Genomic DNA, 24,364 nt, shown 5'->3' with positions numbered 1-24,364 from the left:
TGGTGTCGCGTCGTCCACAAAGAAAAAGGGAGGCCGGTTTCCCGACCTCCCCTTGTTCTTTGTCGTTCCGAAGAACCGCTGTGGCTTACTGACCCGAACCCGGGCCGTACATGATTTCCACACGACGGTTCTGCAGTTCGCGGACGCCATCGGCGGTCTCGACGCGCGGGCGGCTTTCGCCGAACGCTTCGGTCGAGATGACACCGTCGGAGATGCCACGGCCCGACAGATAGGCCTTGGTTGCATCGGCGCGACGCTGCGACAGACCGACATTGTAGCTCGCCGAACCCGAACGGTCGGCGTGGCCCGCCAGCATGACCTGCGAGTTACCGCAGTTCTGATAGTTGCTGATGGCGTTGTCGAGAATGCTCGCGGCCTCCGGCGTGATATCCGACTTATCCCAGTCGAAGAACACGATGTACGGTCCGGGGGTGCACTGGATGGGCTGTGCAACCGGCGGCTGTTCCGGCGGCGGGGTGTAGGTCGGCGCCGGGGTCGGTTCCGGCGTCGGAACGACGGGCTCGGGCTCAGGCGCACCGAAGTTGAAGGTCAGGCCGCCCATGATGCTGTGCGAACGGAAACGGCCGTACCACTGACGACCTGCAATGTCGACGAGCTCGACGCCCGGTGCGTTGAAGAAGCGATACTTCAGCGACACGTCGATATTGTCGGAGATCGGGGCGCGAACGCCCGCAACCGCCTGCCAGGCAACCACCGTGTCCGAATCGTCGAGCGCATCGCCATTGGTGTTGAGCGCCAGACGGCTCTTCACGCGAGCGACACCGAGACCCGGGCCAACGAAGCCCTGAACGCCGTCGTCATCACCGAAGTCCCACAGCGCGTTGACCATGAAGCTCAGTGCCGACGTACGGCCGCCGGCATAATCATAGCTGCCACCAGGTGCGAACACCGTAGCGCCTGCTCCGTTCACGAACGGAATGGTCGTCGTCGAGCGCAGACCGGTCACGTTCGCTGCACGATAGCCGACTTCGGCTTCGAGGCGGACGACACCCAGGTCGTAACCGACGGTACCGCCGACGTCGAAGCCGGCGCGGTGGTCGACGGTCGTGCTGTCAATGGCAGCCCCAACGTCCCAATCAATGTCTTCGACCAGCATGGCGCCGCCCTCGACACCCACATACCACGCATCGTCGCGTGCAAGTGCGGGCGTGCTGAGCGCGGTCGTCGCAAGTGCCAAAGTTACGGCAAGCTTCCGCATATTAATCCCCTTTCAAAGTTGTCACTACGGACAGCGACAAACTCACTACCGAAACGAAGGTTTCTGCGCAAGCACACAAAACCGAGACTGTTGCATTAGCGCCACAGGTTCAACCTCCCTCGATCAAACCATGTGAACGCATTGCTTCCAGTATCGAAACGATTGCCGTCCGCGCTTCGGCATCAACCGTCGACCCTCCCGAGGGTTCCGCCACTGCGTCGCCCCTTGGGCCAACCACTTGGTCTCCCTCGACAAAAACTTTTCCGTGGAGCTCTCCGAGCCGCCATATCCCCGCCGAGAACCGTGCAATACCCTGTGTCGATCCGAGCGAGAGCTGCATGCCCTCGCGGGGCTCTACGAAAATCCATCCCGAACGCGTCCAGCCTGCCAGCGCGTGCGGATGACCTGCCCAGACGCCGTCGGGCGCCGCGCCCACGAGCCAACAGGCGCCGGGTTCGGGACTCGTCGGCGGTGTGTCGACGCCGGCGGCGACGACCGCGCCCTGCACGATCAAATCGAGTCGCGCGAGCGACTCGTTATGCGTCATCTCCTTCTGTGCCTGACCCGATTGAAGCAGCGGCATCGCGAGGCGGGGCGTCACATTGTCGGTCATCAGCCTTCTCCCGTTGGCAATTCCAGCGTGGCCGGCGGAGACAGCCCGTGCGCGCCGATCTGGCGGATGGTGGCCGCAGCCGTCGCCAGTCGCTCTTCTGCGTTCAGCACGAAGCGCGGCGCTTCGGTCTCGACCGTACGGGTGCCGCCCGCCGCAAGCGCAAGGGTGAGCTGGTAGCGCTCGCTTTCCTCGCCGAGCGGTGCATCGACGCCGTCGATCCAGTCCCAGCCGTTCCTGCTGCGGCGCACCCAGCTGATCTCCGTCGCCCCGTCGGCCAGGATCCGTTCGCGCGGGTGCGCCGGCGCGGGCGGCACCAGCGAGATGCCGCGCACATGCGCCTGCGCTTGCGCCGCTTCGTCGTCGCTCACGCTTTGGGCGAGCACCTGCACGATCGCCCCTGTCGCCTGTGCGGGCAGATCGAGCGTCGCCAGCGCCTCCGCCTCGAGCAGGACGAATCGGTCGCCCGGCGCCTGGCTCCCGATCGCCGGCTCGGTCCCGCGGCGGCCGCGCCATAGTCCGTGCAACTCCCATTGGCGGCCGCCCAGCGGAGTCGCGTGCGCGAACTGGAGCAGTTCGTCGCCCACCATCGCGAGGTTCGACCCCGCCGCGAGCGCGGCGTCGTTGGCGTCGTGCAACAGCATCGCGCCGCTCGCCAGCTCGACGACGATCGCATGGATCCGGTCGGCGAGCTGCGCGGGCGCTACGCCCGGGGGCGTAATCACGCGCCCGACCACCGCCGGCATCGGGGTTGCTCCGGCGGGGGACCAGCTCGCGCCTTGATCGACGCTGACGAGGAGCGCGGCGCTTCGCCAGCCGGGACCCGTGCCGCCCGCCGCGACCGCGAGCTGCGGGACGGTCGCGAGCGGGCCCAGCGGCGGAAGCTCGAAAGCGTGGACGACGGTCTCGCCCATTGCGAGGTCGGGGGCCGGCAGCACGCGTCCGCCGCTCGCCTCGCCCGCCAGCGTCCCCGGAGCGACCGCGACGCATTCGAGCAGCACCGCCATGTTCTCCAGTCGCCATCGATCGACTCGCCAGATCCCGCGCGCGCCGGCGATCGTCACGCGCTCGCCGGGCCGAATCGCCAGCGAGTCCCACGGCAGCGCCAGCGTTCGGCGCTCGCGTTCCACGTCGAGCCGGGTCAGCGCAGTCTCGGCGATGGACCGCGCACCGGTCGCGTCGATCGCCGCGGCAAGCTCCATCCGTGCCTCGCGCATCCCCGCGCCCGGCCGCACCGCGCGCTGGATGCCCGCCTGATAGTCGCGCGCCGGCTCGTAATAAGCGAGCGTCAGCGTGCGCGGCGCAGTCTCCGCCGCCGCGATATCGCGCCGCCTTTGGCTGCGATGGGCTTCGCCCGCCCCCCTATCGGCGAGCGGAACCGCCGCACCGGGGCCGCTCAACAGCGTCAGCGCTTCGGCCTCGGCCCGGAACCATCCTCCCGTGGCCCCCGCCAGCACCTCCACCGCGGCGCGCACGCTCGCGCCCGAAGCCGCGAAGCCGGCAAGCCGAACCGTGTCTTCCGGTATGGCCACCGCGCCCTCGCCCAGTTCCGCCACGACCGCACCGGCCGCCAGCGGCCCCGGATCGGCGATAACCTCGAAGCTGAGCGAGGGAATGCGATTGCCGAAATCGGCGAGCTCGAGATTCTCGAACACCGCATAAGCGATCCCGCGGTGCGCCGGAGTCAGTCCGATCCCCTCGGCGGCGGCGATCAGCGGATCGGGCTGCTGATCCTCGCTGCCGGGATGCAATCGGAAGCCGGTGCGGCTCTTGAAGTCGCCGGCGGTGCCGCGCAGCAGCTTGCCGTCCGCCCAGATCCGCCCGATGCCCTGAATCGGTCGCGCCGAAAGCGCCACTGCGAACGACGCCGTGTAGCTGAAACTGGTGGTGCTCGGTCGGCCCTTGCCGCCGCTCTGCTTGCTGCGGTGCTCGACCAGGTCGGTCGCCCAGATCACCGATCCCGCCACGCGCATCGTCCCGAACAGTTTCGGGATCTGGGTACCGTAGGAAGAGGTCTGCACACGCAGCTCGGTCAGCCGCGGACCTTCGCGCCCCTTGGGCTTGAACAAAAGTTCGCGGTCGAGGGCATTGCCGATCATCCCGCCGATCGCGCCGCCCACCGGCCCGCCGATCAGCGTGCCGGCGACCGTCAATATCACCGTCGCCATGTCAGTCTCCCTCGTGCCCCCGCCAGCGGCCGATCACCGGCCAGGGCAATTCGCGCCGTTCCACCACGCGCCGCAGCATCGCGTCGGCATGGATCATTCCGTCCTCGGTCTGGATCGCGAAATGCAATTGCCCGGGTCCCGCGCGCAGCAACAGCAAGTCGCCGGCCCGGGCCTCCGTGGCCGCCACCAGCCCCGCCGCCTCGATCGTCGCCACGACCTGCGCGACATCGTCGGTGCGCAGCGCATAGCCGCTCGGCACCGCGCCGCCGACGCCCGCGGCACGCATCGCCAATGCGGCCAGCCCGACGCAGTCGAGCCCGTCCGCGTCGCGCCCGTGCAGCCGAAACCGCACGCCCAGCGCGCCCCGCGCCGCTGCCACGGCGCGGTCGCCGGAGCTCACGCGCCCGGGTAGCGAGTCAGCAAGTCGATCCCCGGCAGATACGGCTCGCCGCGGAAATTCGCCGCATTGGCAAACCGCTCCGCACAGGTCGCCAGCCTTTTGTCGCAGCCCTGCTCGATCGCCACTAGCGCGCCGACGGCCGCGAACCGCGGTGGCCGCCGCAACGTCACCGTCGCGCCTTCGGAGCGGGCGACGGCATCCTCCAGTCCCGAATTCGCTCCGCCGAACCAGCGCAGCCGGCCGCCGCCATAGCCATTGGCGATCGGCTCCGCCGCGTCGAGGGTCAGCACCGCACCCACCTCCGCGATCACCCGCGCGAACCGCCGCCGCCCCGCCATCGCCACGCGGCAGCGCCGATCGCCGAGCGCAGCCCGGCATTCGGGCGACGTCTCCTCGACCACCGGCCGTTCGAGCGCCGCCGAAACTCCGCGCAGCTCCGCGGTCAGCATGTCCCCGCGCGTCTCCACCGCGCCGATCGTCCCCTCGCCCAGCGGCACGCGCGCGCCCGGATCGCGCCAGTCGGTCGCGAACAGCATCACCCGCGCGCCGTCCCAGCGCCCGGCGAGCAGATCGGTCTCGCCGATCGCGGCGCTGGTCAGCGCCCCGGTCACGTCCATGCTGTCGGCGTCGAGGCTCGCGCTCCGCGCGATTGCGCTCGGCGTCATCCCCGGCGCGGCGCGATAGACCAGTCCGTCGATCTCGAGATCGCGATCGTGCGCGGTGATTCCGATCGTCACGCCGTCGCGCCGGTCGATCCGCCAGCACAAGGCCAAGCTGGTGAGTTCGCCTTCGAGCCAGCTCATTCGCGCACCTCGATCAGCGGCACCGATGCCGCCGCCCCCGCCAGATAGGTCGCGCGGCTAACGCTCAGCCGATCCTCGGCGAAGCGCACCGGCACGTCGAAAGCGAAGCTCGCCGTCACCACCGCGCCCGCCGGCGGCGGCACGTCGAGCGTCACCATCCCGCCCTCGAGCGTGAAGGCCGCGGTCTCCAGCCCGTCCACGGCCACGCGCACGCTGCCGCGCACCGGTCGCGTGATCCGCCGCACCACTTCGCCATAGCGTTTGACCAATTGGAAGCGCGCCTCGGCACCGTCGCCGATCCCCAACACGACATTCTCGCCCGAATGATCGAACGGATCGCGCAGCCGAAACCCCCGCGCCGGCCCCATCCGCGCCCGAAAAAACCCGATCAGTGCCGCAATGTCGGCCTCCGATCGCACGCCCGGCCCGACATCGTAGCGCAATCGCGCCTCGGCCCATTCGGCATTGCGGTTCTCGCGCCCGCCGGCGCTGGTCACGATCGCAGTCGAGACCTCGGGCGCCACTTCGGCCTCGCGACCCAGCGCGAGCGGGAACAGCACATCGTCGAACGCGTCCACATCATCCTCCTGCTCGAAATGCACGAAGCCGTCGCGCAACACCTGCGGCAGCGCCCAGACGAAGGTCGCCGCAACGCCGCGCTGGCGTCCACGCTCCGCCGCCGCCGCGATCGGCCGCCACTGATCCTTGTCCTCGGCGTTGAGCACGAACCCCGCGAGATAATGTTGCGCCGAAGCCGGATAGCCGAGCCGCGCCTCGGCCAGCGCGACGCCCTTGGCGCTCGCTGCGGCATTGCCCGTGGCGGCCCAGTCATAATCCTCGAGCTGGAGTATATCGAACGCCGGCGCCGCCCAGCCGAGCGGCAAATTGGCGCGCTGAAGCTCGGGCATCGCCCGATCGAGCACCGTCGGCAGATACGCCAGCAACAGCACTTCCGCTCCCGGCGCCCAGCGCACCACATCGCGCAACGCCAGCGTCGAAGCGGCGAGCAACGCGCCCGCCGCATCGAGCACAGCGCTATCCACTTCGCCCCGAACATTCTGTTCGGCCGGATCGTCGAGTTCCGCCCGCGCCGCCTCGTCATGGATGCACAATCGTCCGTCGGGCATCACCCACCACCACGGCTCGCCGATCTGGAACTTGATCGCCAGCCCGGCCGCCTGCGCAATGCCGACGAACGCCAGCGCCACCACCCGCAGATAATACATCGCCCCCGCATGTGCGGGCGACAGCAACGCCGAGGGCGGGCTCCAGCCGGTGAGCCCCGGCGCTCCATCGGCGGCACGCTGCTTCCAGTCGTTCCAGCAATGCTGGTCGAGCAGCTCGTAGGAGAGCGACCAGATCACTTCATAATCGAGCGCCGCCGCGCGTCGCGCGAAATCAACGTGCCATGCCGCACACGCCACGTTGAGCGTGCCTCCGGTCAGGCTGACATAATAGCCGCCCGAATTGGGCTCGAGCCGGAAATAATGGCTCATCCCGACATAATGCAGGATGCTCCCGCGATAGCCGAGCTGGAGCGCATTCCTGAGCACCCGCGCCGGCGTCAGATGATAGCAATCGTCATAGCCATTGGCGATCTGCAGCCCGTGCTCGGGCACCACGACATCGCCGATCGCCAGCACCGAACCCGGCCCGTCGCAGGCGATCTCGCTGAGCTCGACCCACGCCGCGACCGGCGCCGCCAGCGCCGCATCCATGCCCGAATAGCCTTCCGCTACCAGCGACACGAACATCCGGTCGACGTCCCCGGCGAACACCGGATCGGCTTCGCCGGGCAGCAGATAGCCGCCCTGAACCGTGGTGAAGTCGATCGAGACCAGCGCGTCTTCAGGGGCACCGCTCGCATAATTCCACAGCCGCACATACCAGGCACGCGGGTTGCCCGCCGCGTCGCGCCCCTCGATGGTGAGCACCGGCCCGCTGACCCGGTCGAGCGCCAGCACCCCCGCCGAGCGCCAGCGAAACCGCAGCCGGCACCCGCGAAAATCGCGGCTGGTCTGATACCGCAGCAGCACGTGATCGTGCCGGTCCTCGGCCTCCCAGATCAGTCCGGCAAGATCGTCCTGGCGATAGAACACCGCATCGACGCGCAGCGCGTCGGGCGCCGTGGTCACCACGCTCGCCATCATCGGCCGCGGGAAATTGACGGTCCAATAGACAGGGTCGAAACGTGAGAGCACGCCCTCCGCCTGTCCGCCGCGTGCCTCGGCTAGCCACTGTCCCATTCTCCCTCTCCCATTGGGAGAGGGAAGGGCCCCATGCCAAAGGCATGGGAAGGGTGAGGGCGACAACCGCCCCGCACCCTCACCCTTCCGCAGCTCCGCTGCTCCCTCCCTCTCCCGGCGGGAGAGGGATTTTATTCCACCCCCGCCAGCGCCGCCTTCACTGCCCGCGCCACTTGCCGGCTCGATTGCGCCAGCGCCCGCGGCGCCTCGCCCGCGCCGGCGTTGATCGTGATCGCAACGCGCACTTCCCGCGCCGCACCCGCCACCGGCGCCGTCACTGCGCCCGCACTCGCCGGCACGAACAGCTCCGGCCCGCGCTCACCTACCCAATAAGGGCGCCCGGGGCTCACCGGCCCGCCGGTCGCACGGCCGGGGGATCCGCCGAACAAGCCGAGGATCGCCCCGAGCAAGCCTCCGCCGCCCGATCCACCGCCGCCCAGCGCCCCCAATCCCTGGTGCAGCGCCGCCGCGGCAATCTCGCCGAGCACGCCCAGCGCCACGCCGCGCAGATCCTCGAAGCCCAGCTTGCCGGTTCGCACCGCGCGGAGCAGCGCATTCTCGATCCCGCGCCCGGCGCGATCGGCGCCCGCCTCCAGTGGTCCCTCGATCTGCCCGCGCATCTCGGCCACGTCGCGCGCAAAGCCGCGCGTGTCGGCGCGCACGCCGATGATCAGCTGTTCGATCTCTTCATCCATCGGGAAAAAGCTCCTTGAGCCGCGCGATCTCGCCTGCGCCGGGCGGCGCCACCTCCTCACCGGCCAGCGCCCGCACCAGCGCGGCCAGCTCGGCCGGCGTCGCGTTCCAGAAAGTCTCGGGCATCCACCCGAATGCCAGACCCGCCGCCCCCGCGAGCCGCGTCGCCGCCTCGGCAAACATCACCGCCCCGCCAATATCTGCCCGAGCAGCGTCTTCAGCACCGGCGTGTTCGCCGCCAGCCCCCGCGCGGTCACTGCCTCGGCAAAGCCGTCGCGGGTCAGCCGCTCGGGCCGCGCGCGCAGGCAATGCCAGAACAGCCCCACCATCTCGCTTAGTCCCAATCGCCCCTCGGCGGCGCGCTCGACCAAAGCGAATAGCGGCCCCAGCTCGCCCTCGGCGGCCACCAATGCGGCAAAACTCGGCCGCAACACCAAAATCTCGCCAGCTATCCGCAGCTCCGCTTCGCCGCGCGCTGGATTGGCAGCCTCTTTAAGGGGCTCGGGCGCGAGCACCCCGCTCATGCCGACACCACCGGCCCGGAACTTTCGAGGCTCAGCGTGTAGCTACGTTCGCCATTGAAATCCCCGGCATAGTCCAGCCGGGTGACCAGAAAGCGTCCGGTCATGCTCTCCCCGCTCTCGAAGCTCAGCCGGTAATCGTCGATCACGCCGGCGAGCGCATTGGTCTTCACCCGGTTTTCCGCCGCCGATCCGGTGAACACCCCCGCGCCCGACACGCTCACCGAGCGCACGCCGGCGCCCGACAGCAATTCGCGCCAGCCGCCCGAATCCTTCGACGTGATCACCACCGCTTCGCCGTTGACGCTCAATTGCGTCGTCCTCAGCCCCGCCACCGTGGTGAAGCCCACCGGTGACCCGCCATTCCCCACCTTGAGCAGGAACGCGCTACCCTTCTCCGCCGCCATATTCTCTCTCCTAATTCGCCTGCAGCATCCGCACCCGGAACTCGATCACCGCCGCGCACTGCCCGGGGCCCTCGCGGAAGATCCGGCTGCGCAGAAAGGCGAGGCTGGCGATCCGCCATCCCTCGCCCAACTCGCTCGGGAGCTGGGGGATCGCCGCCGCGATCTGGTCGGCCAGTGCGCGCAGCCGCTTACGGTCCTCGCCCATCTCGAACAGTCCCACCGCCAGCCGGCCCTCACGCCCGATCATGTCCTTGGTGCTCCAGTCGACGAGCACCGCATCCTCGATCACTGCGTAGGGCCGCACCGCGCGCTGCGGTGGCGAATCGAAGACCCCGTTGACTGCGATCCCCACGCCCGGATGCGCGCCCAGCAGCGCCTCGACCGCTTCGGTCAATTTCGCATGCGCGCTCATCGCAGCCACCCTCCCGGCCAGCGCAGCGCGGCATCGCGCAGCCAGCGCCGCCCCAATCCGCGCCCCGAAATCACGACGCGCCCGGGCTCGGCCTCCACCGAAAGTCCGGGCAGCGCCTCGCGCGCGGCATCGCGCAGCCGCGACACCGCCTGCGCCGCGGCGCGCTCGCCCGCCGCTTCGGCGCGCGCCTGAAGCCCCTTCATGCCGACCGCCGGGCGGCTTCGAGCCGCACCCGCCGCCACGGCCGCCACAAAGCCGCCACCGCCGCCGGCGGCGCGCCGCCGCTCGCGCGCGCCTCGAAAAAATGCGTCGCGAGCAGCACCACGCCCTGCGCCAATGGCGCCGGCACGGCCGCCCAGTCGGATGCGAGCCCGGCCGAATAGCCGATCCGGATCCGTCCGGCGGCGATCGCCGGGTTGCCGCGCACCCATCCTTCGCCGGCCGCGTCGATGTCCATGCCATAGGCTTCGGCGGGCAGCGCGAACCCGTTGCCCGACGCGCTCAGTCCTTCGACGCTATGGATCGCCGTCACCGGCGCGCCCGAAAGGCGTTGCCATGCGCCATGCGCCGGCAGCACCGTTTCCCATGCCCGCGCGATCAGCGCCTGGCCGGTAAAGGCCTCGCACAAAGCGAGCGCAGCCGCGACATGGGTTTCGAGCAGCGCATCCTCGGCGGTGCCCGTGATCCGCAAGTGAAGCCGGGCAGCATCGCGCGCAGCCGCGATCACCGCCGCCGGAAAGGGCGGAGCAAGCATTGGAATCTCCTCACCTAAATCCCTCTCCCCTTGTGGGAGAGGGAGGGAGCGCCGAAGGCGCGGAAGGGTGAGGGTGAGTGAGACTCAAGTCCCCTCACCCTTCCCACTCGCTCCGCGAGCGGGCCCTTCCCTCTCCCACAAGGGGAGAGGGAATTTGATCACGAAGCTGCGAACTTGAGCAGCTTGATCGCCTCGGAATTGCTCACCATCCCGCCGACCCGCTTGGTCGCATAGAAATGCACGAACGGCTTGTTGCTGTAGGGATCGCGCAGCACCTGCGTCTCGCCGCGCTCGGCGATCAGATAGCCTGCCTTGAAATTGCCGAAGGCGATCGACAATGCGTTCGCCGCGATGTCGGGCATGTCCTCGGCCTCGACCACTGGATAGCCGAGCAACGTCGCCGGCTGCCCCGCGGCGAGCGAAGGGACCCACAGGAACGCCCCGTCGCTGGTCTTGAACTTGCGGATCCGCGCCAGCGTGGCGCTGTTCATCACCCAGCTCGCGCCTTGCCGATACGGCGCGCGCAGGCTCTGGACGAGGTCGATCAGTTTCTCTTCCGGGTTCGCCGCGAACGCCCCCGCCGCGCCGCTCGCCAGATATTGCAGCGTCCCGAACGCCCGTGTCGCGTCGCCGGTGGCCGCCGTCGGCACGGCGAGGAATCCCTTGGGCTTGTTCACGCCGTTGCCGCTGACGAACGCCGCGCCCTCGGCCACTGCGAACTCGCGCGCGACTTCGCCCGCCAGCCATTGCTCGACATCGAACGCCGCGTCGTCGAGCATCGCCTGGCTCGCCGCCGGATTGGCATAGAGGTCGCCCATCGGCACGCGCCTTCGTTGAACACCGGCGTGTCGGTCTCGGCGCGCGCCGCGGTCTCCGCCGCCCATCCGCTCTCGAACCCCCCGCTGGTCACCAGCTTGCGGTAGCCGCTGGTCCCCACCTTCACGACATTGGCGATGCCGCGGATCGGCGACACCGCCTTCAGCGTCGCGTCGATCCGGCTGTCGATCTCCTCGGGCACGGCATAGCCGCCCGCGGCGTCGCTGGCGCCCGAAAGCGCCTTCATCTCGAGCCCGCCGCCGCCGCTTCGCAGAAACCCTTCGAACGCCGCGCTGCCCAAAGGCCGCCCGCCCGCCAGCATCGGCCGCACCGGCGGCAATCCCGCTTTCTCCACTGCCTCGAAGCTCGCTTCGAGCGCATCCGTCGTCACGTCGTCCATGTCCGTCTCCCACATAAAGAAATGGCGCGGATCTCTCCGCGCCACCTGTCACTTTGCACTGTCGATCACTCGGGACCGCCGCGGCGGTCAGCTGTCGGCAGCAAGCCGCCAGTTCGTTCCGTCGAAATAGAGTTCGACCCAATCGCCGGCGGCGTTCAGTATCTTCAGCGTCGTGCCACCTTGCTTCACCGCCAGCGTGAACGACCCGCTCGCCGATCGGACCACGCGAACCCGATCCCCGGACCATGAAGGTGCGAGAACCAGATTGCGGTTCGCCGTCAGCGGGGCATCGAAGGAGATCTGGCGCGCGTCCACGGCCGGATCCCAATTATAGTCGACGTCGCTCTTCTGCACGTACCCGCGCTCGAGGCGGGTATGCACGATGGTCGAGGTCGGGGAGGCGAGACTGAAATAGCCCGACGTCCCGGGGACCCAATTGTCGATTTCGAACCGGTTGTTCGCGGAGCTTCCCACGCCGTTATGCTCCTGAACCGCGTAGAGCATGTTGCCCTGCGTATCGATGACGCTGCCAGTGATGACGCAGTTGACGGCGTTGGAGATGGCAAAGGCTTCCGACGGGTTGACCGTTCCCGGATTCCGCCCCCGCACGTTGCGGATACTGCAATTGGAGGGCTGATTGCCCTCACCTTGGTCGGTAATGCAGCCAAGGCACTCGCCCTGATTCTCGAAATAGGCGTCGACGATGTGGCAATCGACCGGTGCGCCGGTTTCGGTGGCCGAGATCGAGGCGCCGTGGCCCCCGCCGTTCTTCGCGGTAACGCCCCTGATCCACGTGCCGATCGAATCGCCGGCGATGACCACGGTATCGCCGAGGGCACCGTCATATTCGGTGATGTTGGAGGCGAGGCACCAATTGGCGTTGTAAAACGACATGGTGGTAGAGTCACCGCCATTCCCGCTTCCGGAGATGTTCGAGAAGGTCAGCAACGCGCAATCGCGCGCCCTCACGCCGATCGTGGCGCAGTTGCGCGTATGAATGTTCGAATAGGTCGAGAAGACCGAATTGCCGCCCCCGACGTGCATCCCCCAATCGCCGGCGGCCTCGATGAAGATCCGGTCCACCCGCGCGCGCGGGCTATCGTAAAGCCAGATACCGTGGCCCGGCGTGTTCCGGGTCGAGATGTCGAGCAGCAAGACGTCGGCACATTGCGAAACGAACAGGCCGTGGCTCGTGCCGGTTGCGCCAGTGTCGTCCAGCGTCATGCCGGTCACCGCGACCGAGTTCGCGAGGGACGCGGTCAGGATGTTGTAGCTGCTTCCGCTCACGATCTTGAGCGTGGTCTGGCCCGGGCCTGCACCCTGCAAATGCTTGCCCGCAGGCAGTTGCACATTCTCCACGCAATAGATCCCCGGCGGCACGATGATCTGGCTGGCGGTGCTGCCAAGTGCTGCCGCAAAGGCCGCGCTGTCGTCGGTGATCCCATCGCCAACGGCGCCAAAGCTCGTCACGTCCACTGAAGTCGTCATCGCATTTCCTTCTTGGTTGATTGTATTGGGCGGGTTGGCCCGCGGGCATCGCCGGCGCTGGCCTCATCCGCTCACTGCGTGCACTCGCGCCAGCGGCTGCATCGGGCTCGCCACGAGGCTGATCTCGAGCAATTCGAGCGCGCGGATCTCGCGCCGCGTCACGCCCCGCGCCTCGGTCACGCGGTAGCCGAACGAAAGCCCGGTCACCGCGCCCTTCGCCACGGCCTCAGCCAGCCCGGACGCCGCGACCCGTCCGATCACCCGCAGCCCGCGGCTGTCCTCCGCCAGCTGCTCGACCATCCCGACCGGCGCCCCGTCATGCTGCCACAGCAAGGGCACCGGTCCCGCCAGCCGGAAGGCGCCACGGCGCACCACGTCGCCGCCGCGATCGGGCACGTCGAACACCGCGGCGTATCCTGCGAAGCGCACGCTCATTTGAGCCACCCGGGAAAGCCCAGCTTCACTGCCAGCCCGACCAGCACCAAAGCCGCCGCCATTCGCCCGGCCCACGAAAACGCCGCCTTCAATGCCGAGCGCTTGGCGTCGCGCCACGCGCCCAGCAGCTCGCGCAGCTCGGCCATGTCCTTGGCCGCGCCGACATCCTCGAGCCCCAGCCGCGCCAGCGCGCGCTGCGCGCTCAGTTCGCCCGCCTCCTCCGCGATCGCCCTGAGCGTCGCGATATCGGCGCCGTCTTCCTTTGCCTGCTCGATCAATTGCGCGAGCACTGTCTCGTTACGCATCCTACTCTCCTCGATCCCCCGGATTTGCCCGCCCGCGCGGCAGCGCTTAGGCAGCACCCATGCGCCGCCTGCTCTTTCCGCTGCTCGTTCTGTTGACCGTCGCGCTCGCCGCGCTGCTCGCGTGGCTCTGGTGGTCGGATTATATTCTGGTCGACAAATGTCTGGACGCAGGCGGCCTCTGGAACGCCGGGACCCGCATCTGCGAGCTTCAGGTCACGACAATCCGACCATAGCCCGTTTCTCGTCGTCGCTCAGAAAGTCCGCCGCGCTCACCTGGCGCCACAGCCGTTCGCGATCCTCGGCCAGCGCCGGCACCTGGTCGAGGTCGATCGCCAGCGACGCGTCAGGGAACCAGCCGCGCAACGCCTGCGACAGCCCCGCGAGGATGTTGCCCGCGATCGGCAGGATCGCCAGCCGCCACAAGGCCCGGTTGGCCTCGCGGTAATTGGCGTAGGCGGCGTCGCCGGGCAGCCCCATCAGCATCGGCGGAACCCCGAACGCCAGCGCGATCTCGCGCGCCGCCGCCGCCTTCAGCCCGACGAAATCCATATCGGCCGGCGTCATGCTCATCGCCTGCCATTTTAGCCCACCCTCGAGCAGCATCGGCCGCCCCGCGTTCGCCGCACCGGCAAACCCCGCCTCGAGCTCGCCTTTCACCCGCGCGAACTGGTCGGGGCTCAGCACCCCGCCGTCGCCGACGTCATAGACCAGAGCGCCCGAGGGCCGCGCCGCATTGTCGAGCAACGCCTTGTTCCAGCGCGTCGCGGCATTGTGGATCGCCACCGCTCCCGCCGCCGCGCCGAGGCAGCCGAGCCCATAATGGTCGTCGACCGGATTGAACGTCCGGATATGCGCCACCGCCGGCCGCCCCGCCGCATCCTCCGCCGTCAGCCGGTTGACATGCGCGCCCACCCGATAACGATACGCCACCGGCCAGCCGCTCGCATCGGCCTCGACCGTCATCCGCTCGGGTCGCAGCGCGAACAGCTCGCGCACCATGCCCTCGCTGTCGGTCAGGATCTGCACCCAGGCATTGCCGTGGAGCAGCAATTGCGCCGCCAGCGCCTCGGTCAGCACCTGCCCGCTCGACCGCGCCGTCGCCAGCGCCGCCAATGCCGGATCGCTCGCGACGAGCGGCGCCGATCCGACGCTCTCGCTAACCAGTTTGACTGCGCGCTGCGCCACCGGATTGTGGCAATAGCCCTCGCGCACCTGCGCCTCATAGCTGCGCGGCCATTCGCCGAGACTGGTGATGCTGCCGCCCTGCGCCAGCGCCGGCCGCGCGCCATCGCGCCCGGCCGACTTACGTCCGAACCATTTCATGCCTGTCTCCCGGATCAGAGTCGCGTTCGCGCAACCTTCGCTGTCATGGGCAGCTGCCCGGCGCCCCTTCTCGGCACAGGGCATGACCGGCCCAATCATTCCCTCTCCCGCAAGGGGAGAAGGCGTTTGTCCGCCAACTACCAATAGTCGTCCCCGGCATGACTGAACATCGCGGGCGCGCGCTACCCGCACGCCTCGCCGGGGCGTCACTCACCCTGAGTTAGAGACAATCCCCGGTCGAACAGACTGCAAACAGCGTCCAAAATGGAATCGCGCCGACGCCGAGCACAATATAGACGATCGCCACCAACGCCTTGGTCTGTCCAGACCAGGGCCCGGTCGCCGCGCCTGCCAACCCGGTGGCGCCAGCCAAAAACATGGCCAGCAAATCCAGGCCGGACACAGTCGGTCGTATGAGGTGCGCCCAGAAAAGGAGCATCAGCGGGGGCGCCGCGAGCATGATCGCCAAGGTGCGTGCCGTCGCAATCATGGCCGATCCTCCTGCCGGGGCCGGCGTCGACTATCGAGTGGAAGGCCGTCGCCCCCTCGCATCAACCTCACCGCTTCGTCGCGAACCAGATCACGTGCCGCGGCCCCTTGCCGTTGCTCCGTGCCTTCACGCCGACTTCCTCGACTGCGAACCCGGCGTCGTTCAGTCGCCGCACGAATGCCGCGTCGGGCGCCGCCGACCACACCGCCAATATCCCGCCGGTCCGCAGCGCCGCCCGCGCCGCCGCCAGTCCGCGCATCGAATAGAGCCCGTCATTGCCCGGCCGGGTCAGCCCGTCGGGGCCGTTGTCGACGTCGAGCAGGATCGCGTCATAGCCGCCGCGCCCGTGCCGGATCATCGCGCCGACATCGTCGAGCACCACTTCCACGCGCCGGTCGTCGAGGCATCCCGCCGTCAATTCGGCCATCGGCCCGCGCGCCCAGTCGATGATCCCCGGCACCAGTTCGGCGACGGTCACCCGCGCATCGCCGTCCAGTCGCCGCAATGCCGCGCGCAGGGTAAACCCCATGCCGTATCCGCCGATCAGCAGATGCGGCGCCGGCACTCGCAGCCGATCGATCGTCATTTCGGCAAGCGCTTCTTCCGATCCGCTCATCCGGCTGTTCATCAGCTCGTTGCGCTCGAGCACGATCATATAGTCGCTGCCGCGCCGGAACAGCCGCAACGGCTCGCCGCCGGGCACGTCCGCCGTATCGATCAATTCACGTGGTACCATGCGGTCGCTATCCGCTTTGGCCTGCGTTCGCACAAGCGCCGATCGGCTGCTCGATCTAATTGTTACCATCCAGCGCTCCCGCAAAGGCAGTGGCTGAGTTTGCGTAGCGCTAACCTTGGACTTGGCACGAGGAGAACGATCCGTCCCCCGCGTGGAATTTGCGGGTCCTCATCCGTCAGCCGGGCCATGAGTGACCGAGATTGGCAATGCACACTCACATGTTGATTGCCGATGGCCATTATGCCCGAACCAACACATTCGCGTTACAGGGAGCGTGACAGCCGTCGCTGTTAAATTGGTCAGGTAAACACAAGCGATGACTTGACTTTCTGGATGGACGGTAGCCTTGTTCGGACAGAGGAGCTCTACCCTATCAGAGGAAAATCAGTCGTTTAACTCGGATTATCCGCATTATTTTGGTTTCTCATCGGCATGTTATTATGAATTAATTTATAGACCAAGATCTCGAAAACTCCGATATAGTCCGCATGTGCGAGACTGGCAGGAGGGGAAGATGACAAATTATCTAAAGATAGTTGGCGTGATCGTGACCGCTATTGCAGTGCAACCAGCTTGGGCGGCAGGAAGCTGTACAAATCTTGTAGGGAGATGGAGCAACGAGCTCCAATCCACTATGACAATCACATCAGTAGACGCGGCCACCGGGCGCATCGAGGGCACCTACTCTTCGCCTTCGGGAACAGCTGGAGAGACATTCAATCTGATTGGTTGGCTGAATACCACTGCACCCGATCCGACGAAGGATGTGGTGCCTGTGCTGACCTTCACCGTCCGGTGGACTCCCTATGGGAGCGCAACCGCGTGGGCCGGAACGTGCCGGGAGGTAGCAGGCAGATCCGTCATCAGGACGGTTTGGCATCTCGCGAGACCGAAAACTGCTTTTCCATTCGAGCACGTGTTGGTCGGCGCCGATACCTTCACCGCAGTTCCTTAAAATTCTTCGCTAACCCGGCGATCTGACGAGTTGATCCGGAATGTCCGCGTTTGGGTCGTCGCGGACATTTCCAAAGGTTCGATCCGAGACGGTAGCTATTACGTATTCGGTTTCCAGGAGGCTGCTTCATAAACCGCCCTGGATCGATTGCCGCGCCCGCTGCGCCAGTCCGGCTCACATCACCGTAACCCGCGCCGCACCCCGCTTGCCCAGCATCAATTCGGTCATCGCCCAAACCAGGGCATCGGCACGGTCGGGTGAACGCCCCGGCCCTTCATAGCCGCCGCCCGCCTGCAGCCCGCACAATTCATCCTCCAGCTCGGGGAACGCCCCGGCATGCCGTGCTTTGCCTGCCTCGTAGAGCATCGCCACCGGCTCGGCGCGGGCGCTCTTGCCGCGGGAGGCGTGGACCAGCCGCACCGGCAATCCGCTGTCCGCCCCGCGCAGCACGCTCGCCACCATGTCGCCGCCCTGGTTCTTCTCGGCCACCACCCGGTCCGCCGCGTGCCGCGCCGCGCACGCCACCACCGCGCGTGCCCAGCCCTCGGGCGAGGCACCGGCGACGGTCGCGTCTTCGAGCACATAGCCGCACCCATCGCGCCCCAGCCCGACCGCGACGATCCCGCAAGCGTCCCCCTCGGCGCTCGCCGGCGGGTCGACGCCCACCACCACGCGCACCAGCTCGGGCGCCGCCGAAATCCGCGCGCGCTCGATCAGCCGCCGGGTCCATAGCGCCCCGGCGACGTCCTCGAGCAATTCGCCGTCCAGTTCCTGTCGCGCCAGCCGCGTCCCGGCATAGGTCGCCAGCATCGCCGCGACGAAGTCCGCGGGCAGGTTCGGATTGTCGGCCGTCCGGCCCCGGATCGAAGCTTCGTCCTTGTTCGCGAGCCGCTGCACCCGACGAACCAGTGCGGTTGGCTTCGGTGTCGTCGTCACCAGCACGCGCGGCCGCGTCGCCAGCCGCAGACCGAACATCAGATTGTCCCATGCGGCATCCCCGCCGCGTCCCCATTTGCCGATCTCGTCGCACCACGCTGCGTGATGCTCGGGTCCGCGCAGCGCTTCGGCAGCCTCGGCCGAATAGGCGAACGCAATCGCACCCGAGGCGAAACGGACTTCGCCCCGGTCGCGCGTCCAGACGATCGCCTCGTCTTCGCGGGCGACGGCGAGCAACCCGCTCGGCCCCTCGACCATCACCCGGCGCACGTCGTCGCGCGTCGCCCCCACCAGTGCGAAGCGGCCATCCTCGCATTGCCGCGCCAGCGCGCTCAGCCATTCGGCGCCCGCCCGGGTCTTGCCGAAGCCGCGTCCGGCCATGATCAGCCAGACCAGCGGGTCCCCGCCCGGATCGAGCTGCCCGTTATGCGCCCAGATCGGAAAGCGTTCGACCAGTTCGACGCTTTGCGCTTCGTTCAGCCGCGCCAGCACGCGGGGCCACTCCCGCAAGGGGAGCGCGGCCAGCGCGCGCAGCAGCGCCATGTCTTCGGCGGCCGCCGGGTCAGGCGTCATCGGACAGACCCAGGCGCTTCTTCGCCGCGGCAATCGCCTTGATCAAAACGGCATTGGTCTCTTCGCGGGTCGCGCGCCGACGCGCGGCTCCGGGGCGGCGCCCGGCCTGGCCATGGCGCTGGCTGCGATACAAAGCGAGTATCCGGAGCGCCTTGTCGAAGTCGAAGGGCGGCGGCGCGGCGCCTTCCTCCCCGGCGCGATACGGATCCGCCGGCTCGAGCGCGACGCCCGCGCCGCCGTGTTCGAGCACCAGCGCCTCGAGCCGATCATATCCGGCGGTCAGCGCCTCCTGCCATTGCCTGGCAAAATGCGGATCCCGCCTTCGGCAGGTATAAGGCGTGACGCGATGCACCCCCGCATGCGCGGCGGATGCCTCGACGTTGCAGGTCAGCGCGAGTGCGTCGAGGAATCGCTGACGCTTCGGCCCGGTAAAGGCTTTGGCGCGCGCCCGGCGCTTCTGCCGCTGCCCGGTTTTTTCGCAAAAGGTGATGATTTTGTCCAACAGTCGCACTCCCGCGCAACAGAAAGGCCGGACGCACTCGGTGCATCCGGCTCAGGAGAGGCCCGAAGACCCCGACTCGCAATTCTTCAGCGTTCCTGATTGGTACCTGATCAGCGTTACGATGTCAAGTGTTTTGTGCCTATATGGTTATTTGATGTGAGCGTTTTCGTCTTGCCGCTCTTCCCGACGGCGGTTGCCCTTCCATGCATTCCAATGGCATGCGTCCACGATGCATCGATCGCTCCGCCTCGTTCTCTGGGCAGCCCTCCTTTTCACCTTCGTGATGGCGGTGCTGCCGCATCCGCCGCAGCTCCCCGGCCAGCCGACCGACAAGATCCAGCATATCCTCGCCTTCACCGTGCTCACCGGACTCGCAATCGCCGCATGGCCTGCGGCAACATGGCTTCGCCTGCTCCTCGCCTTGTCCGGTTTCGGCGTGCTGATCGAACTGGTCCAGGCGATCCCCGCGCTCCATCGCAGTTCCGACTGGCGCGACTGGCTCGCCGATACCGGCGCGATCCTCGCCGTTCTGGCGATCGCCGCCGCGATCCGTTGGTGCCGCCCCTCGCGCTGAGACGCCCGACCCGACTGCCATTGATACTTACTTGCAATAAGCCCCGCCGCGCGCTAGCGCCGCGCCGCTTCTACAGGGGTAATCATGCGCATCCGGGTCCGTTCGCTTCTCGCCGTCTCTTCGCTCGCGCTCGCTGCGCCGGCGCTGGCGCAACAGGCGCCCGAAGCACCGGCGGAGACGCAGGCTGAAGACCAGGGCGAGATCATCGTCACCGGCGCGCGCACCATCCTGCCCGCCAATGCGCTGCCGCTCACCATCGACGTGATCGATCGGGCGGCGCTCGGCCAGCAAGTGTCGATCGCCGGCTCGGTGGTCGACGCGGTCGCCAATCTCACTCCCAGCTTCTCGCCGACCCGCCAGAAACTGTCGGGCGCGGGCGAGACGCTGCGCGGCCGCTCGCCGCTCTACGCGATCAATGGCATCCCGCAGACCACCCCGCTGCGCGACGGCGCCCGCGACGGCTTCACCATCGATCCCTTCTTCATCGATCGAGTCGAATTGATCTACGGATCGAACGCGCTGCAGGGGATCGGCGGCACCGGCGGCATCGTCAATCAGGTCACCGTCGCCCCGCCCGGTGCCGAGGGGCTGAGCGGCCGCGCGCTGGTGCAGGGCAATGCCGATACCGGCTTCCACGGCGACGGAATGGGCGGCAAGGTCGCCGGTTTGCTCGCGTGGCGCGCGGGCCGCTTCGACGCGACGATCGGCGGCGCGTATGAGAAGCGCGGCGCCTTTTACGACGGCGCGGGCCACCGCGTCGGCACCGATCTGACTCAGGGCGAGACGCAGGATTCGCAGAGCTGGTCGTTGTTCGCCCGGCTCGGTTTTGCAGTCAGCGACACGATGCGGCTCGATCTCACCGCCAGCCGCTTCGAGCTGAAGGGCGACGGCGATTATGTCGCGGTCGCCGGCAATTACCGGATCGACTTGCCGACCGGCTCGGTGCGCGGCACGCCGCCGGGCGTGCCGGCGACCAACCGTACCGAGAGCGTGGCGCTGTCGCTCACCGATTCGTCTTTATGGGGCGGCAATCTGGTCAGCCAGCTCTTCTACAATCGTTCGCGTGACACCTATGGCGGCGAAATCGCGCCGATCGCCACGTTCCAGGACGCGCGGATCGCGCCGGTCGGCACCTTGTTCGATCAGTCGCAGAATCGCTCGCGCAAATTCGGCGGCAAATTGAGCTACGAGCGCGCGATCCCGGGCTTCGAGGCGCTCACCGCCACGGTCGGCTTCGATGCGCTGTTCGACAAGACCGAGCAGCGCCTGATCGCCACCGACCGGATCTGGGTGCCGCCCGCCGAGTTCCGTAGCCTCGCGCCGTTCGCGCAGGCCAATCTGGCGCTGTTCGACAAGAAATTGCGCCTCGCCGGCGGCGTGCGCCACGAGAGCGTCGAGATCACCATCGACGATTACACCACCCTGGCTTCCTATGCCGGCGGCCATTTCGTCTCGGGCGGCAGTCCCAAATTCAGCGACACCTTGTTCAACGGCGGCGTGATCGTCGAGCCGCTCGCCGGCCTCCGCGCTTATGCCAGCTACGCCGAGGGCTATACCGTCCCCGATGTCGGCCGCATCGCCCGCGCGATCAATCGCGACGGCGTCGATCTCGACGATTATCTCGATCTGACGCCGATCGTGTCCAACAATCGCGAGATCGGAGTCGAGGTGAAGCGCGGCCCGCTGGACGCCAGCGCCACCTATTTCTGGTCGAGCAGCGATGAGGGCTCGCTGCTCGTGCTGATCGGCGGCTCGTACGAAGTCCAGCGCCAGCGCGTCGAGATCCAGGGCCTCGAGCTCAGCCTCGCGGTCCGCACGCCGCTTCCCGGGCTCAGCGTGTCTACCGGCTATGCGCACTTGATCGGCCGCACCGATTCGAACAGCGACGGCAAGGTCGATCAGGACCTCGACGGCGCCAATATCTCGCCCGACCGGTTCAACCTCGCCGCCATCTATGCCGCCGGCCCGGTCTCGGCGCGCGTACAGACTCAATTTTATCTGTCGCGCCGTTACGACGGCCTCGCCCGCATCCTCGACTTCCGCGGCTACAACGTCACCGACGCCAGCATCCGCTACCAAACCGGCTTCGGCGGCCTGACGCTCAGCGCCCAGAACCTCTTCGACACCTTCTACATCGACTACTATTCCGACACGGTTCGCCCCACCGACAACCTCCATTATTTCGCGGGCCGGGGCCGCAACTTTACCCTCGGCTGGGACCTGCGATTCTAAGGCATGAAGCTGCTCGACCTTATCCACCGCTGGGCGGGCGGGCTGATCGGGCTGCTGCTGGCACTGATGGGGCTGTCGGGCGCGATCCTCGTCCACCGCGACGCCTGGGTGACGTTGCCGCATGCCGGCGACGCGCAGATCCAGTCGACCGCGGCGATCGCCACGGTGGCCGAGCGGCTGATGGCGGATCCGGCGACGCGGCCCCAGAGCGTCACCTTCGCCAGCGCCAATTTCGGGCTCGACCGGCTGGCGACGCCGGGCGGCGGCGGTGCCTATACCGATCAGGCGGGCAATGTCCTGCTGCGCTGGAGCAGCCAATGGGAGCGTCCCGAGCTCTGGCTGTTCGACTTCCACCACCACCTGTTCACAGGCGACGCCGGTGAGGCGGTGATCGGCGTGGCCGCGCTGATCGGGCTGTTCTTCGTGATCTCCGGCACGATCCTGTGGTGGCGCACCCGCAAGACTTTTGCCTTCCGCCTGTGGCCCGCGCGGATGACCCGGCCCGCAATCGTCCGCCAGCATCGCGATCTCGGCATCGTGATCGCGCCGCTGCTCGCTTTGTCGCTACTCACCGGCGCGACCTTGGTGTTCCGGCCGCTCACAGCGGTCATCCTCGGCCCCTCCGCGCCCGCGACGATCGACAAGGCGCTGAAAGCCCCCAAAGCGCCGCCCGCAAGGCTCGCCGACCGCCTCGACTGGCGCGGCATGATCGTCGCTGCCCGGGCGCTCTACCCCGATGCCGAGATCCGCAGCCTCGCTTTGCCCCGCGGCGCCGGCGGCACGATCACCCTGCGCATGCGCAAGCCCGCCGAATGGCTCCCCAACGGCCGCACCACCTTGTGGTTCGCCGCCGACACCGGCGCCTTGCTCGCGCATCGCGACGACTCGAAACTCCCGCAGGTCGTCAAGGCCTACAACACCATCTACCCCCTCCACGCCGCCAAAGTCGGCGGCCTTGGCTACCGGCTGGTGATGACGCTCTCGGGCCTCGGCCTGGCGATGCTCGGCAGCTTCGCGGTGTGGAGCTTCTGGTTCCGCCGCCCGCGCCCGGGGCGCCGGCTCAGCCGATAGCCGGCCCGCGGAATGGAATGTCGCGCCGCCAGAAAGTGAGCGCGCGCCATACCCATTCGACCGGGCCGTAGCGGAAGCGCCGCAGCCACCAATGCGCCAGCACCAGCTGCGCCGCAATCGCGCCGAGTCCCACCCACAGCCGCACCAGCTGGTTCCAGTCGTCGTGCAGTCCCAGCCCAAACCCGTAAAAGACCGGCACGAACACCAGCGACTGCAGGATGTACAAAGTCAGCGTCGTCCGCCCGACGGCCGCCAGCGGGCGGAGGAGCGCGCGTACCGGGCTCTCGTACAAGGCGAGCAGCAGCAGCGCCCATACCGCCGTCCCCGCCAGCTCGAACCAGGTGCCGAGCAGATACGATAGCAGGCGGTCCGCCGCCTCGCCGTGATGCTGCGCGGCGAACCACGCCTTGACCCCGTCGCGCAGGAAATAGAGCGCCAGCGTCAGCGCCGCCGCAAGCCCCAGCGCGATCCACCGCGCCCGTGCGAAGTCGCCAAGCCGCGCGAAGAAGCCGATCCGCCCGAACACCATCCCGACCAGATACAGCCCGAGGATCTGGGCCATCCGCCCGGATTCGACCATGAACCACCATTTCGGCAGCTGCCCGGCCCAGAGGTTGGCGCGGATATGCTCGGCGAGACTGCCGTGGAGATAGACCGTCATCGCCGGATCCGAAAAATGATGCGGCGGCTGGTTCGCCCAGCCCGCCCCGGCCATCGCCGCCCAGAGCTGGACCAGCATGATCGGGCTCAGGAAGCAGAAAGCGGCGATCCCGATCAGCAGCCGGTTACTGCGCACCCGGTGGAAGGCGAGCAACAGGAACCCCGTCAATGCGAGCAACTGGATGATGTCGCCGCGATAGATCATCGCATGGACGAAGCCGATCGCGAACAACATGGTCAGCCGCCACGCGAAGCGGGCGGTGAAATCCACCCCGCGCCGCGCCGCGCGGTCCATCAGGATGAAGAAGCTGAACCCGAAGCAGAGCGCGAGCAGCGAGAAGCTCTTGCCCATGAACAGCAGATAGACCGTGTCCGAGATCGGCCCGGTCCTGGGATCCGCCCAATAAAGTTCGTAGCTCTCGATCATATGGACGAGAAACAGCGCCATCAGCGCGAAGCCGCGCACGATATCCACCGATTCCAGCCGTGCGTCCGGGGCAGCGTGCCTCGCGGCCGTTGCTTCTTGCATTCGCGACTCCTTTTGCGCGGCGCACGCTAGGGGCGGCTTCCACCGAAATCCAGCAACCTGCGGTCGATCTTTACCGGTTGTTCTTCATGCTGCCGTAGCAACAGAA

Annotated in this window: 27 protein-coding genes and 1 pseudogene; 5 read left to right on the top strand and 23 right to left on the bottom strand. The window is 67.8% G+C overall.

Annotated features, from left to right (window positions below):
* Positions 1–85 precede the first annotated feature (85 nt).
* The 17 genes and pseudogenes from CVN68_RS16415 to CVN68_RS16340 form a co-directional block, all read right to left on the bottom strand.
* Positions 86–1,219 (bottom strand): OmpA family protein, encoded by a 1,134-nt coding sequence (locus CVN68_RS16415; protein WP_100283154.1) that lies wholly within the window; start codon positions 1,217–1,219, stop codon positions 86–88.
* Between the two features lie 109 nt (positions 1,220–1,328).
* Positions 1,329–1,832, bottom strand: a complete 504-nt coding sequence (locus CVN68_RS16410) for a DUF2793 domain-containing protein (RefSeq protein WP_100283153.1) — start codon at positions 1,830–1,832, stop codon at positions 1,329–1,331.
* Positions 1,832–3,997 (bottom strand): phage tail protein, encoded by a 2,166-nt coding sequence (locus tag CVN68_RS16405; protein ID WP_100283152.1) that lies wholly within the window; start codon positions 3,995–3,997, stop codon positions 1,832–1,834. Before CVN68_RS16405 ends, CVN68_RS16410 begins: the two co-directional genes overlap by 1 nt.
* A gap of 1 nt (position 3,998) precedes the next feature.
* On the bottom strand, positions 3,999–4,397 hold the full coding sequence (locus CVN68_RS16400) for an NlpC/P60 family protein (protein WP_100283151.1): 399 nt from the start codon (positions 4,395–4,397) through the stop codon (positions 3,999–4,001).
* Positions 4,394–5,200, bottom strand: coding sequence for a DUF2163 domain-containing protein (locus tag CVN68_RS16395; protein ID WP_100283150.1), 807 nt, complete (start codon positions 5,198–5,200; stop codon positions 4,394–4,396). The genes CVN68_RS16400 and CVN68_RS16395 overlap by 4 nt, the downstream gene beginning before the upstream one ends.
* Positions 5,197–7,446: a DUF2460 domain-containing protein gene (locus CVN68_RS16390; protein ID WP_100283149.1), complete on the bottom strand. Its 2,250-nt coding sequence runs from the start codon at positions 7,444–7,446 to the stop codon at positions 5,197–5,199. The genes CVN68_RS16395 and CVN68_RS16390 overlap by 4 nt, the downstream gene beginning before the upstream one ends.
* A gap of 131 nt (positions 7,447–7,577) precedes the next feature.
* A complete protein-coding gene (locus tag CVN68_RS16385) occupies positions 7,578–8,141 on the bottom strand; it encodes a tail tape measure protein (protein WP_100283148.1) in 564 nt (187 codons plus the stop codon).
* On the bottom strand, positions 8,134–8,322 hold the full coding sequence (locus CVN68_RS16380) for a phage tail assembly chaperone (RefSeq protein WP_100283147.1): 189 nt from the start codon (positions 8,320–8,322) through the stop codon (positions 8,134–8,136). Before CVN68_RS16380 ends, CVN68_RS16385 begins: the two co-directional genes overlap by 8 nt.
* Positions 8,322–8,663: a gene transfer agent family protein gene (locus CVN68_RS16375; protein ID WP_100283146.1), complete on the bottom strand. Its 342-nt coding sequence runs from the start codon at positions 8,661–8,663 to the stop codon at positions 8,322–8,324. Before CVN68_RS16375 ends, CVN68_RS16380 begins: the two co-directional genes overlap by 1 nt.
* Positions 8,660–9,067: a phage major tail protein, TP901-1 family gene (locus tag CVN68_RS16370; RefSeq protein WP_100283145.1), complete on the bottom strand. Its 408-nt coding sequence runs from the start codon at positions 9,065–9,067 to the stop codon at positions 8,660–8,662. The genes CVN68_RS16375 and CVN68_RS16370 overlap by 4 nt, the downstream gene beginning before the upstream one ends.
* 10 nt (positions 9,068–9,077) lie before the next feature.
* Positions 9,078–9,479: a DUF3168 domain-containing protein gene (locus CVN68_RS23390; protein WP_158298923.1), complete on the bottom strand. Its 402-nt coding sequence runs from the start codon at positions 9,477–9,479 to the stop codon at positions 9,078–9,080.
* Positions 9,476–9,682, bottom strand: a complete 207-nt coding sequence (locus CVN68_RS23385) for a hypothetical protein (protein WP_158298922.1) — start codon at positions 9,680–9,682, stop codon at positions 9,476–9,478. Before CVN68_RS23385 ends, CVN68_RS23390 begins: the two co-directional genes overlap by 4 nt.
* On the bottom strand, positions 9,679–10,233 hold the full coding sequence (locus tag CVN68_RS16360; protein WP_100283144.1) for a head-tail connector protein: 555 nt from the start codon (positions 10,231–10,233) through the stop codon (positions 9,679–9,681). The genes CVN68_RS23385 and CVN68_RS16360 overlap by 4 nt, the downstream gene beginning before the upstream one ends.
* A gap of 158 nt (positions 10,234–10,391) precedes the next feature.
* Positions 10,392–11,449 (bottom strand): annotated as a pseudogene (locus CVN68_RS16355) (phage major capsid protein).
* Positions 11,450–11,536: 87 nt separating this feature from the next.
* Positions 11,537–12,937: a glycosyl hydrolase family 28-related protein gene (locus CVN68_RS16350; RefSeq protein WP_100283143.1), complete on the bottom strand. Its 1,401-nt coding sequence runs from the start codon at positions 12,935–12,937 to the stop codon at positions 11,537–11,539.
* Between the two features lie 63 nt (positions 12,938–13,000).
* Complete coding sequence (locus CVN68_RS16345; protein WP_100283142.1) at positions 13,001–13,372, bottom strand: HK97 family phage prohead protease; 372 nt, start codon at positions 13,370–13,372, stop codon at positions 13,001–13,003.
* A complete protein-coding gene (locus tag CVN68_RS16340) occupies positions 13,369–13,677 on the bottom strand; it encodes a DUF6127 family protein (protein ID WP_100283141.1) in 309 nt (102 codons plus the stop codon). Before CVN68_RS16340 ends, CVN68_RS16345 begins: the two co-directional genes overlap by 4 nt.
* 59 nt (positions 13,678–13,736) lie before the next feature.
* On the opposite strand from CVN68_RS16340, the gene CVN68_RS23695 reads away from it, so the two are divergent.
* On the top strand, positions 13,737–13,910 hold the full coding sequence (locus CVN68_RS23695) for a hypothetical protein (protein WP_199560107.1): 174 nt from the start codon (positions 13,737–13,739) through the stop codon (positions 13,908–13,910).
* Here the strand turns inward: CVN68_RS23695 and CVN68_RS16335 are convergent.
* The 3 genes from CVN68_RS16335 to CVN68_RS16325 all read right to left on the bottom strand — a co-directional run bounded on the left by CVN68_RS16335 (position 13,891) and on the right by CVN68_RS16325 (position 16,226).
* Positions 13,891–15,000, bottom strand: a complete 1,110-nt coding sequence (locus CVN68_RS16335; protein ID WP_100283140.1) for a phage portal protein — start codon at positions 14,998–15,000, stop codon at positions 13,891–13,893. The genes CVN68_RS23695 and CVN68_RS16335 overlap by 20 nt on opposite strands.
* Positions 15,001–15,220: 220 nt before the next feature.
* Positions 15,221–15,490, bottom strand: a complete 270-nt coding sequence (locus CVN68_RS16330) for a hypothetical protein (protein ID WP_100283139.1) — start codon at positions 15,488–15,490, stop codon at positions 15,221–15,223.
* 67 nt (positions 15,491–15,557) lie between these two features.
* Positions 15,558–16,226: a spermine/spermidine synthase domain-containing protein gene (locus tag CVN68_RS16325; RefSeq protein ID WP_100283138.1), complete on the bottom strand. Its 669-nt coding sequence runs from the start codon at positions 16,224–16,226 to the stop codon at positions 15,558–15,560.
* 514 nt (positions 16,227–16,740) lie between these two features.
* Here CVN68_RS16325 and CVN68_RS24495 point away from each other — a divergent pair.
* Positions 16,741–17,181, top strand: a complete 441-nt coding sequence (locus CVN68_RS24495; RefSeq protein WP_100284471.1) for an avidin/streptavidin family protein — start codon at positions 16,741–16,743, stop codon at positions 17,179–17,181.
* A 174-nt stretch (positions 17,182–17,355) separates the two neighbouring features.
* Here CVN68_RS24495 and CVN68_RS16315 read toward each other — a convergent pair whose 3' ends face one another.
* Both CVN68_RS16315 and CVN68_RS16310 read right to left on the bottom strand, forming a co-directional pair.
* The gene (locus CVN68_RS16315) at positions 17,356–18,690 is read right to left on the bottom strand and encodes a DNA-packaging protein (RefSeq protein WP_100283137.1); all 1,335 of its coding nucleotides are present in this window, start codon (positions 18,688–18,690) and stop codon (positions 17,356–17,358) included.
* Positions 18,680–19,192 (bottom strand): hypothetical protein, encoded by a 513-nt coding sequence (locus tag CVN68_RS16310; protein ID WP_100283136.1) that lies wholly within the window; start codon positions 19,190–19,192, stop codon positions 18,680–18,682. Before CVN68_RS16310 ends, CVN68_RS16315 begins: the two co-directional genes overlap by 11 nt.
* A 229-nt stretch (positions 19,193–19,421) precedes the next feature.
* On the opposite strand from CVN68_RS16310, the gene CVN68_RS16305 reads away from it, so the two are divergent.
* The 3 genes from CVN68_RS16305 to CVN68_RS16295 all read left to right on the top strand — a co-directional run bounded on the left by CVN68_RS16305 (position 19,422) and on the right by CVN68_RS16295 (position 23,069).
* Positions 19,422–19,766, top strand: coding sequence for a VanZ family protein (locus CVN68_RS16305; RefSeq protein WP_100284470.1), 345 nt, complete (start codon positions 19,422–19,424; stop codon positions 19,764–19,766).
* An 84-nt stretch (positions 19,767–19,850) separates the two neighbouring features.
* The gene (locus tag CVN68_RS16300; protein WP_100283135.1) at positions 19,851–21,998 is read left to right on the top strand and encodes a TonB-dependent receptor; all 2,148 of its coding nucleotides are present in this window, start codon (positions 19,851–19,853) and stop codon (positions 21,996–21,998) included.
* A gap of 3 nt (positions 21,999–22,001) precedes the next feature.
* On the top strand, positions 22,002–23,069 hold the full coding sequence (locus CVN68_RS16295; protein WP_100283134.1) for a PepSY-associated TM helix domain-containing protein: 1,068 nt from the start codon (positions 22,002–22,004) through the stop codon (positions 23,067–23,069).
* On the opposite strand, the gene CVN68_RS16290 is transcribed toward CVN68_RS16295, so the two are convergent.
* A complete protein-coding gene (locus CVN68_RS16290; RefSeq protein WP_100283133.1) occupies positions 23,059–24,258 on the bottom strand; it encodes a DUF418 domain-containing protein in 1,200 nt (399 codons plus the stop codon). The genes CVN68_RS16295 and CVN68_RS16290 overlap by 11 nt on opposite strands.
* Between the last annotated feature and the right edge of the window lie 106 nt (positions 24,259–24,364).

Source organism: Sphingomonas psychrotolerans (genome assembly GCF_002796605.1).
Classification (GTDB): domain Bacteria; phylum Pseudomonadota; class Alphaproteobacteria; order Sphingomonadales; family Sphingomonadaceae; genus Sphingomonas; species Sphingomonas psychrotolerans.
The sequence above is the reverse complement of the archived record's forward strand: the minus strand, read 5'-3'. Positions and strand labels throughout refer to the sequence as shown.

Bases quoted from the DNA above. Each gene is read 5' to 3' on its own strand.
- CVN68_RS16415 (WP_100283154.1), bottom strand. From the start codon at position 1,219: ATGCGGAAGCTTGCCGTAACTTTGGCACTTGCGACGACCGCGCTCAGC.
- CVN68_RS16410 (WP_100283153.1), bottom strand. From the start codon at position 1,832: ATGACCGACAATGTGACGCCCCGCCTCGCGATGCCGCTGCTTCAATCG.
- CVN68_RS16405 (WP_100283152.1), bottom strand. From the start codon at position 3,997: ATGGCGACGGTGATATTGACGGTCGCCGGCACGCTGATCGGCGGGCCG.
- CVN68_RS16395 (WP_100283150.1), bottom strand. From the start codon at position 5,200: ATGAGCTGGCTCGAAGGCGAACTCACCAGCTTGGCCTTGTGCTGGCGG.
- CVN68_RS16390 (WP_100283149.1), bottom strand. From the start codon at position 7,446: ATGGGACAGTGGCTAGCCGAGGCACGCGGCGGACAGGCGGAGGGCGTG.
- CVN68_RS16385 (WP_100283148.1), bottom strand. From the start codon at position 8,141: ATGGATGAAGAGATCGAACAGCTGATCATCGGCGTGCGCGCCGACACG.
- CVN68_RS16380 (WP_100283147.1), bottom strand. From the start codon at position 8,322: ATGTTTGCCGAGGCGGCGACGCGGCTCGCGGGGGCGGCGGGTCTGGCA.
- CVN68_RS16375 (WP_100283146.1), bottom strand. From the start codon at position 8,663: ATGAGCGGGGTGCTCGCGCCCGAGCCCCTTAAAGAGGCTGCCAATCCA.
- CVN68_RS16370 (WP_100283145.1), bottom strand. From the start codon at position 9,067: ATGGCGGCGGAGAAGGGTAGCGCGTTCCTGCTCAAGGTGGGGAATGGC.
- CVN68_RS23390 (WP_158298923.1), bottom strand. From the start codon at position 9,479: ATGAGCGCGCATGCGAAATTGACCGAAGCGGTCGAGGCGCTGCTGGGC.
- CVN68_RS23385 (WP_158298922.1), bottom strand. From the start codon at position 9,682: ATGAAGGGGCTTCAGGCGCGCGCCGAAGCGGCGGGCGAGCGCGCCGCG.
- CVN68_RS16360 (WP_100283144.1), bottom strand. From the start codon at position 10,233: ATGCTTGCTCCGCCCTTTCCGGCGGCGGTGATCGCGGCTGCGCGCGAT.
- CVN68_RS16350 (WP_100283143.1), bottom strand. From the start codon at position 12,937: ATGACGACTTCAGTGGACGTGACGAGCTTTGGCGCCGTTGGCGATGGG.
- CVN68_RS16345 (WP_100283142.1), bottom strand. From the start codon at position 13,372: ATGAGCGTGCGCTTCGCAGGATACGCCGCGGTGTTCGACGTGCCCGAT.
- CVN68_RS16340 (WP_100283141.1), bottom strand. From the start codon at position 13,677: ATGCGTAACGAGACAGTGCTCGCGCAATTGATCGAGCAGGCAAAGGAA.
- CVN68_RS23695 (WP_199560107.1), top strand. From the start codon at position 13,737: ATGCGCCGCCTGCTCTTTCCGCTGCTCGTTCTGTTGACCGTCGCGCTC.
- CVN68_RS16335 (WP_100283140.1), bottom strand. From the start codon at position 15,000: ATGAAATGGTTCGGACGTAAGTCGGCCGGGCGCGATGGCGCGCGGCCG.
- CVN68_RS16330 (WP_100283139.1), bottom strand. From the start codon at position 15,490: ATGATTGCGACGGCACGCACCTTGGCGATCATGCTCGCGGCGCCCCCG.
- CVN68_RS16325 (WP_100283138.1), bottom strand. From the start codon at position 16,226: ATGGTACCACGTGAATTGATCGATACGGCGGACGTGCCCGGCGGCGAG.
- CVN68_RS24495 (WP_100284471.1), top strand. From the start codon at position 16,741: ATGACAAATTATCTAAAGATAGTTGGCGTGATCGTGACCGCTATTGCA.
- CVN68_RS16315 (WP_100283137.1), bottom strand. From the start codon at position 18,690: ATGACGCCTGACCCGGCGGCCGCCGAAGACATGGCGCTGCTGCGCGCG.
- CVN68_RS16305 (WP_100284470.1), top strand. From the start codon at position 19,422: ATGCATCGATCGCTCCGCCTCGTTCTCTGGGCAGCCCTCCTTTTCACC.
- CVN68_RS16300 (WP_100283135.1), top strand. From the start codon at position 19,851: ATGCGCATCCGGGTCCGTTCGCTTCTCGCCGTCTCTTCGCTCGCGCTC.
- CVN68_RS16295 (WP_100283134.1), top strand. From the start codon at position 22,002: ATGAAGCTGCTCGACCTTATCCACCGCTGGGCGGGCGGGCTGATCGGG.
- CVN68_RS16290 (WP_100283133.1), bottom strand. From the start codon at position 24,258: ATGCAAGAAGCAACGGCCGCGAGGCACGCTGCCCCGGACGCACGGCTG.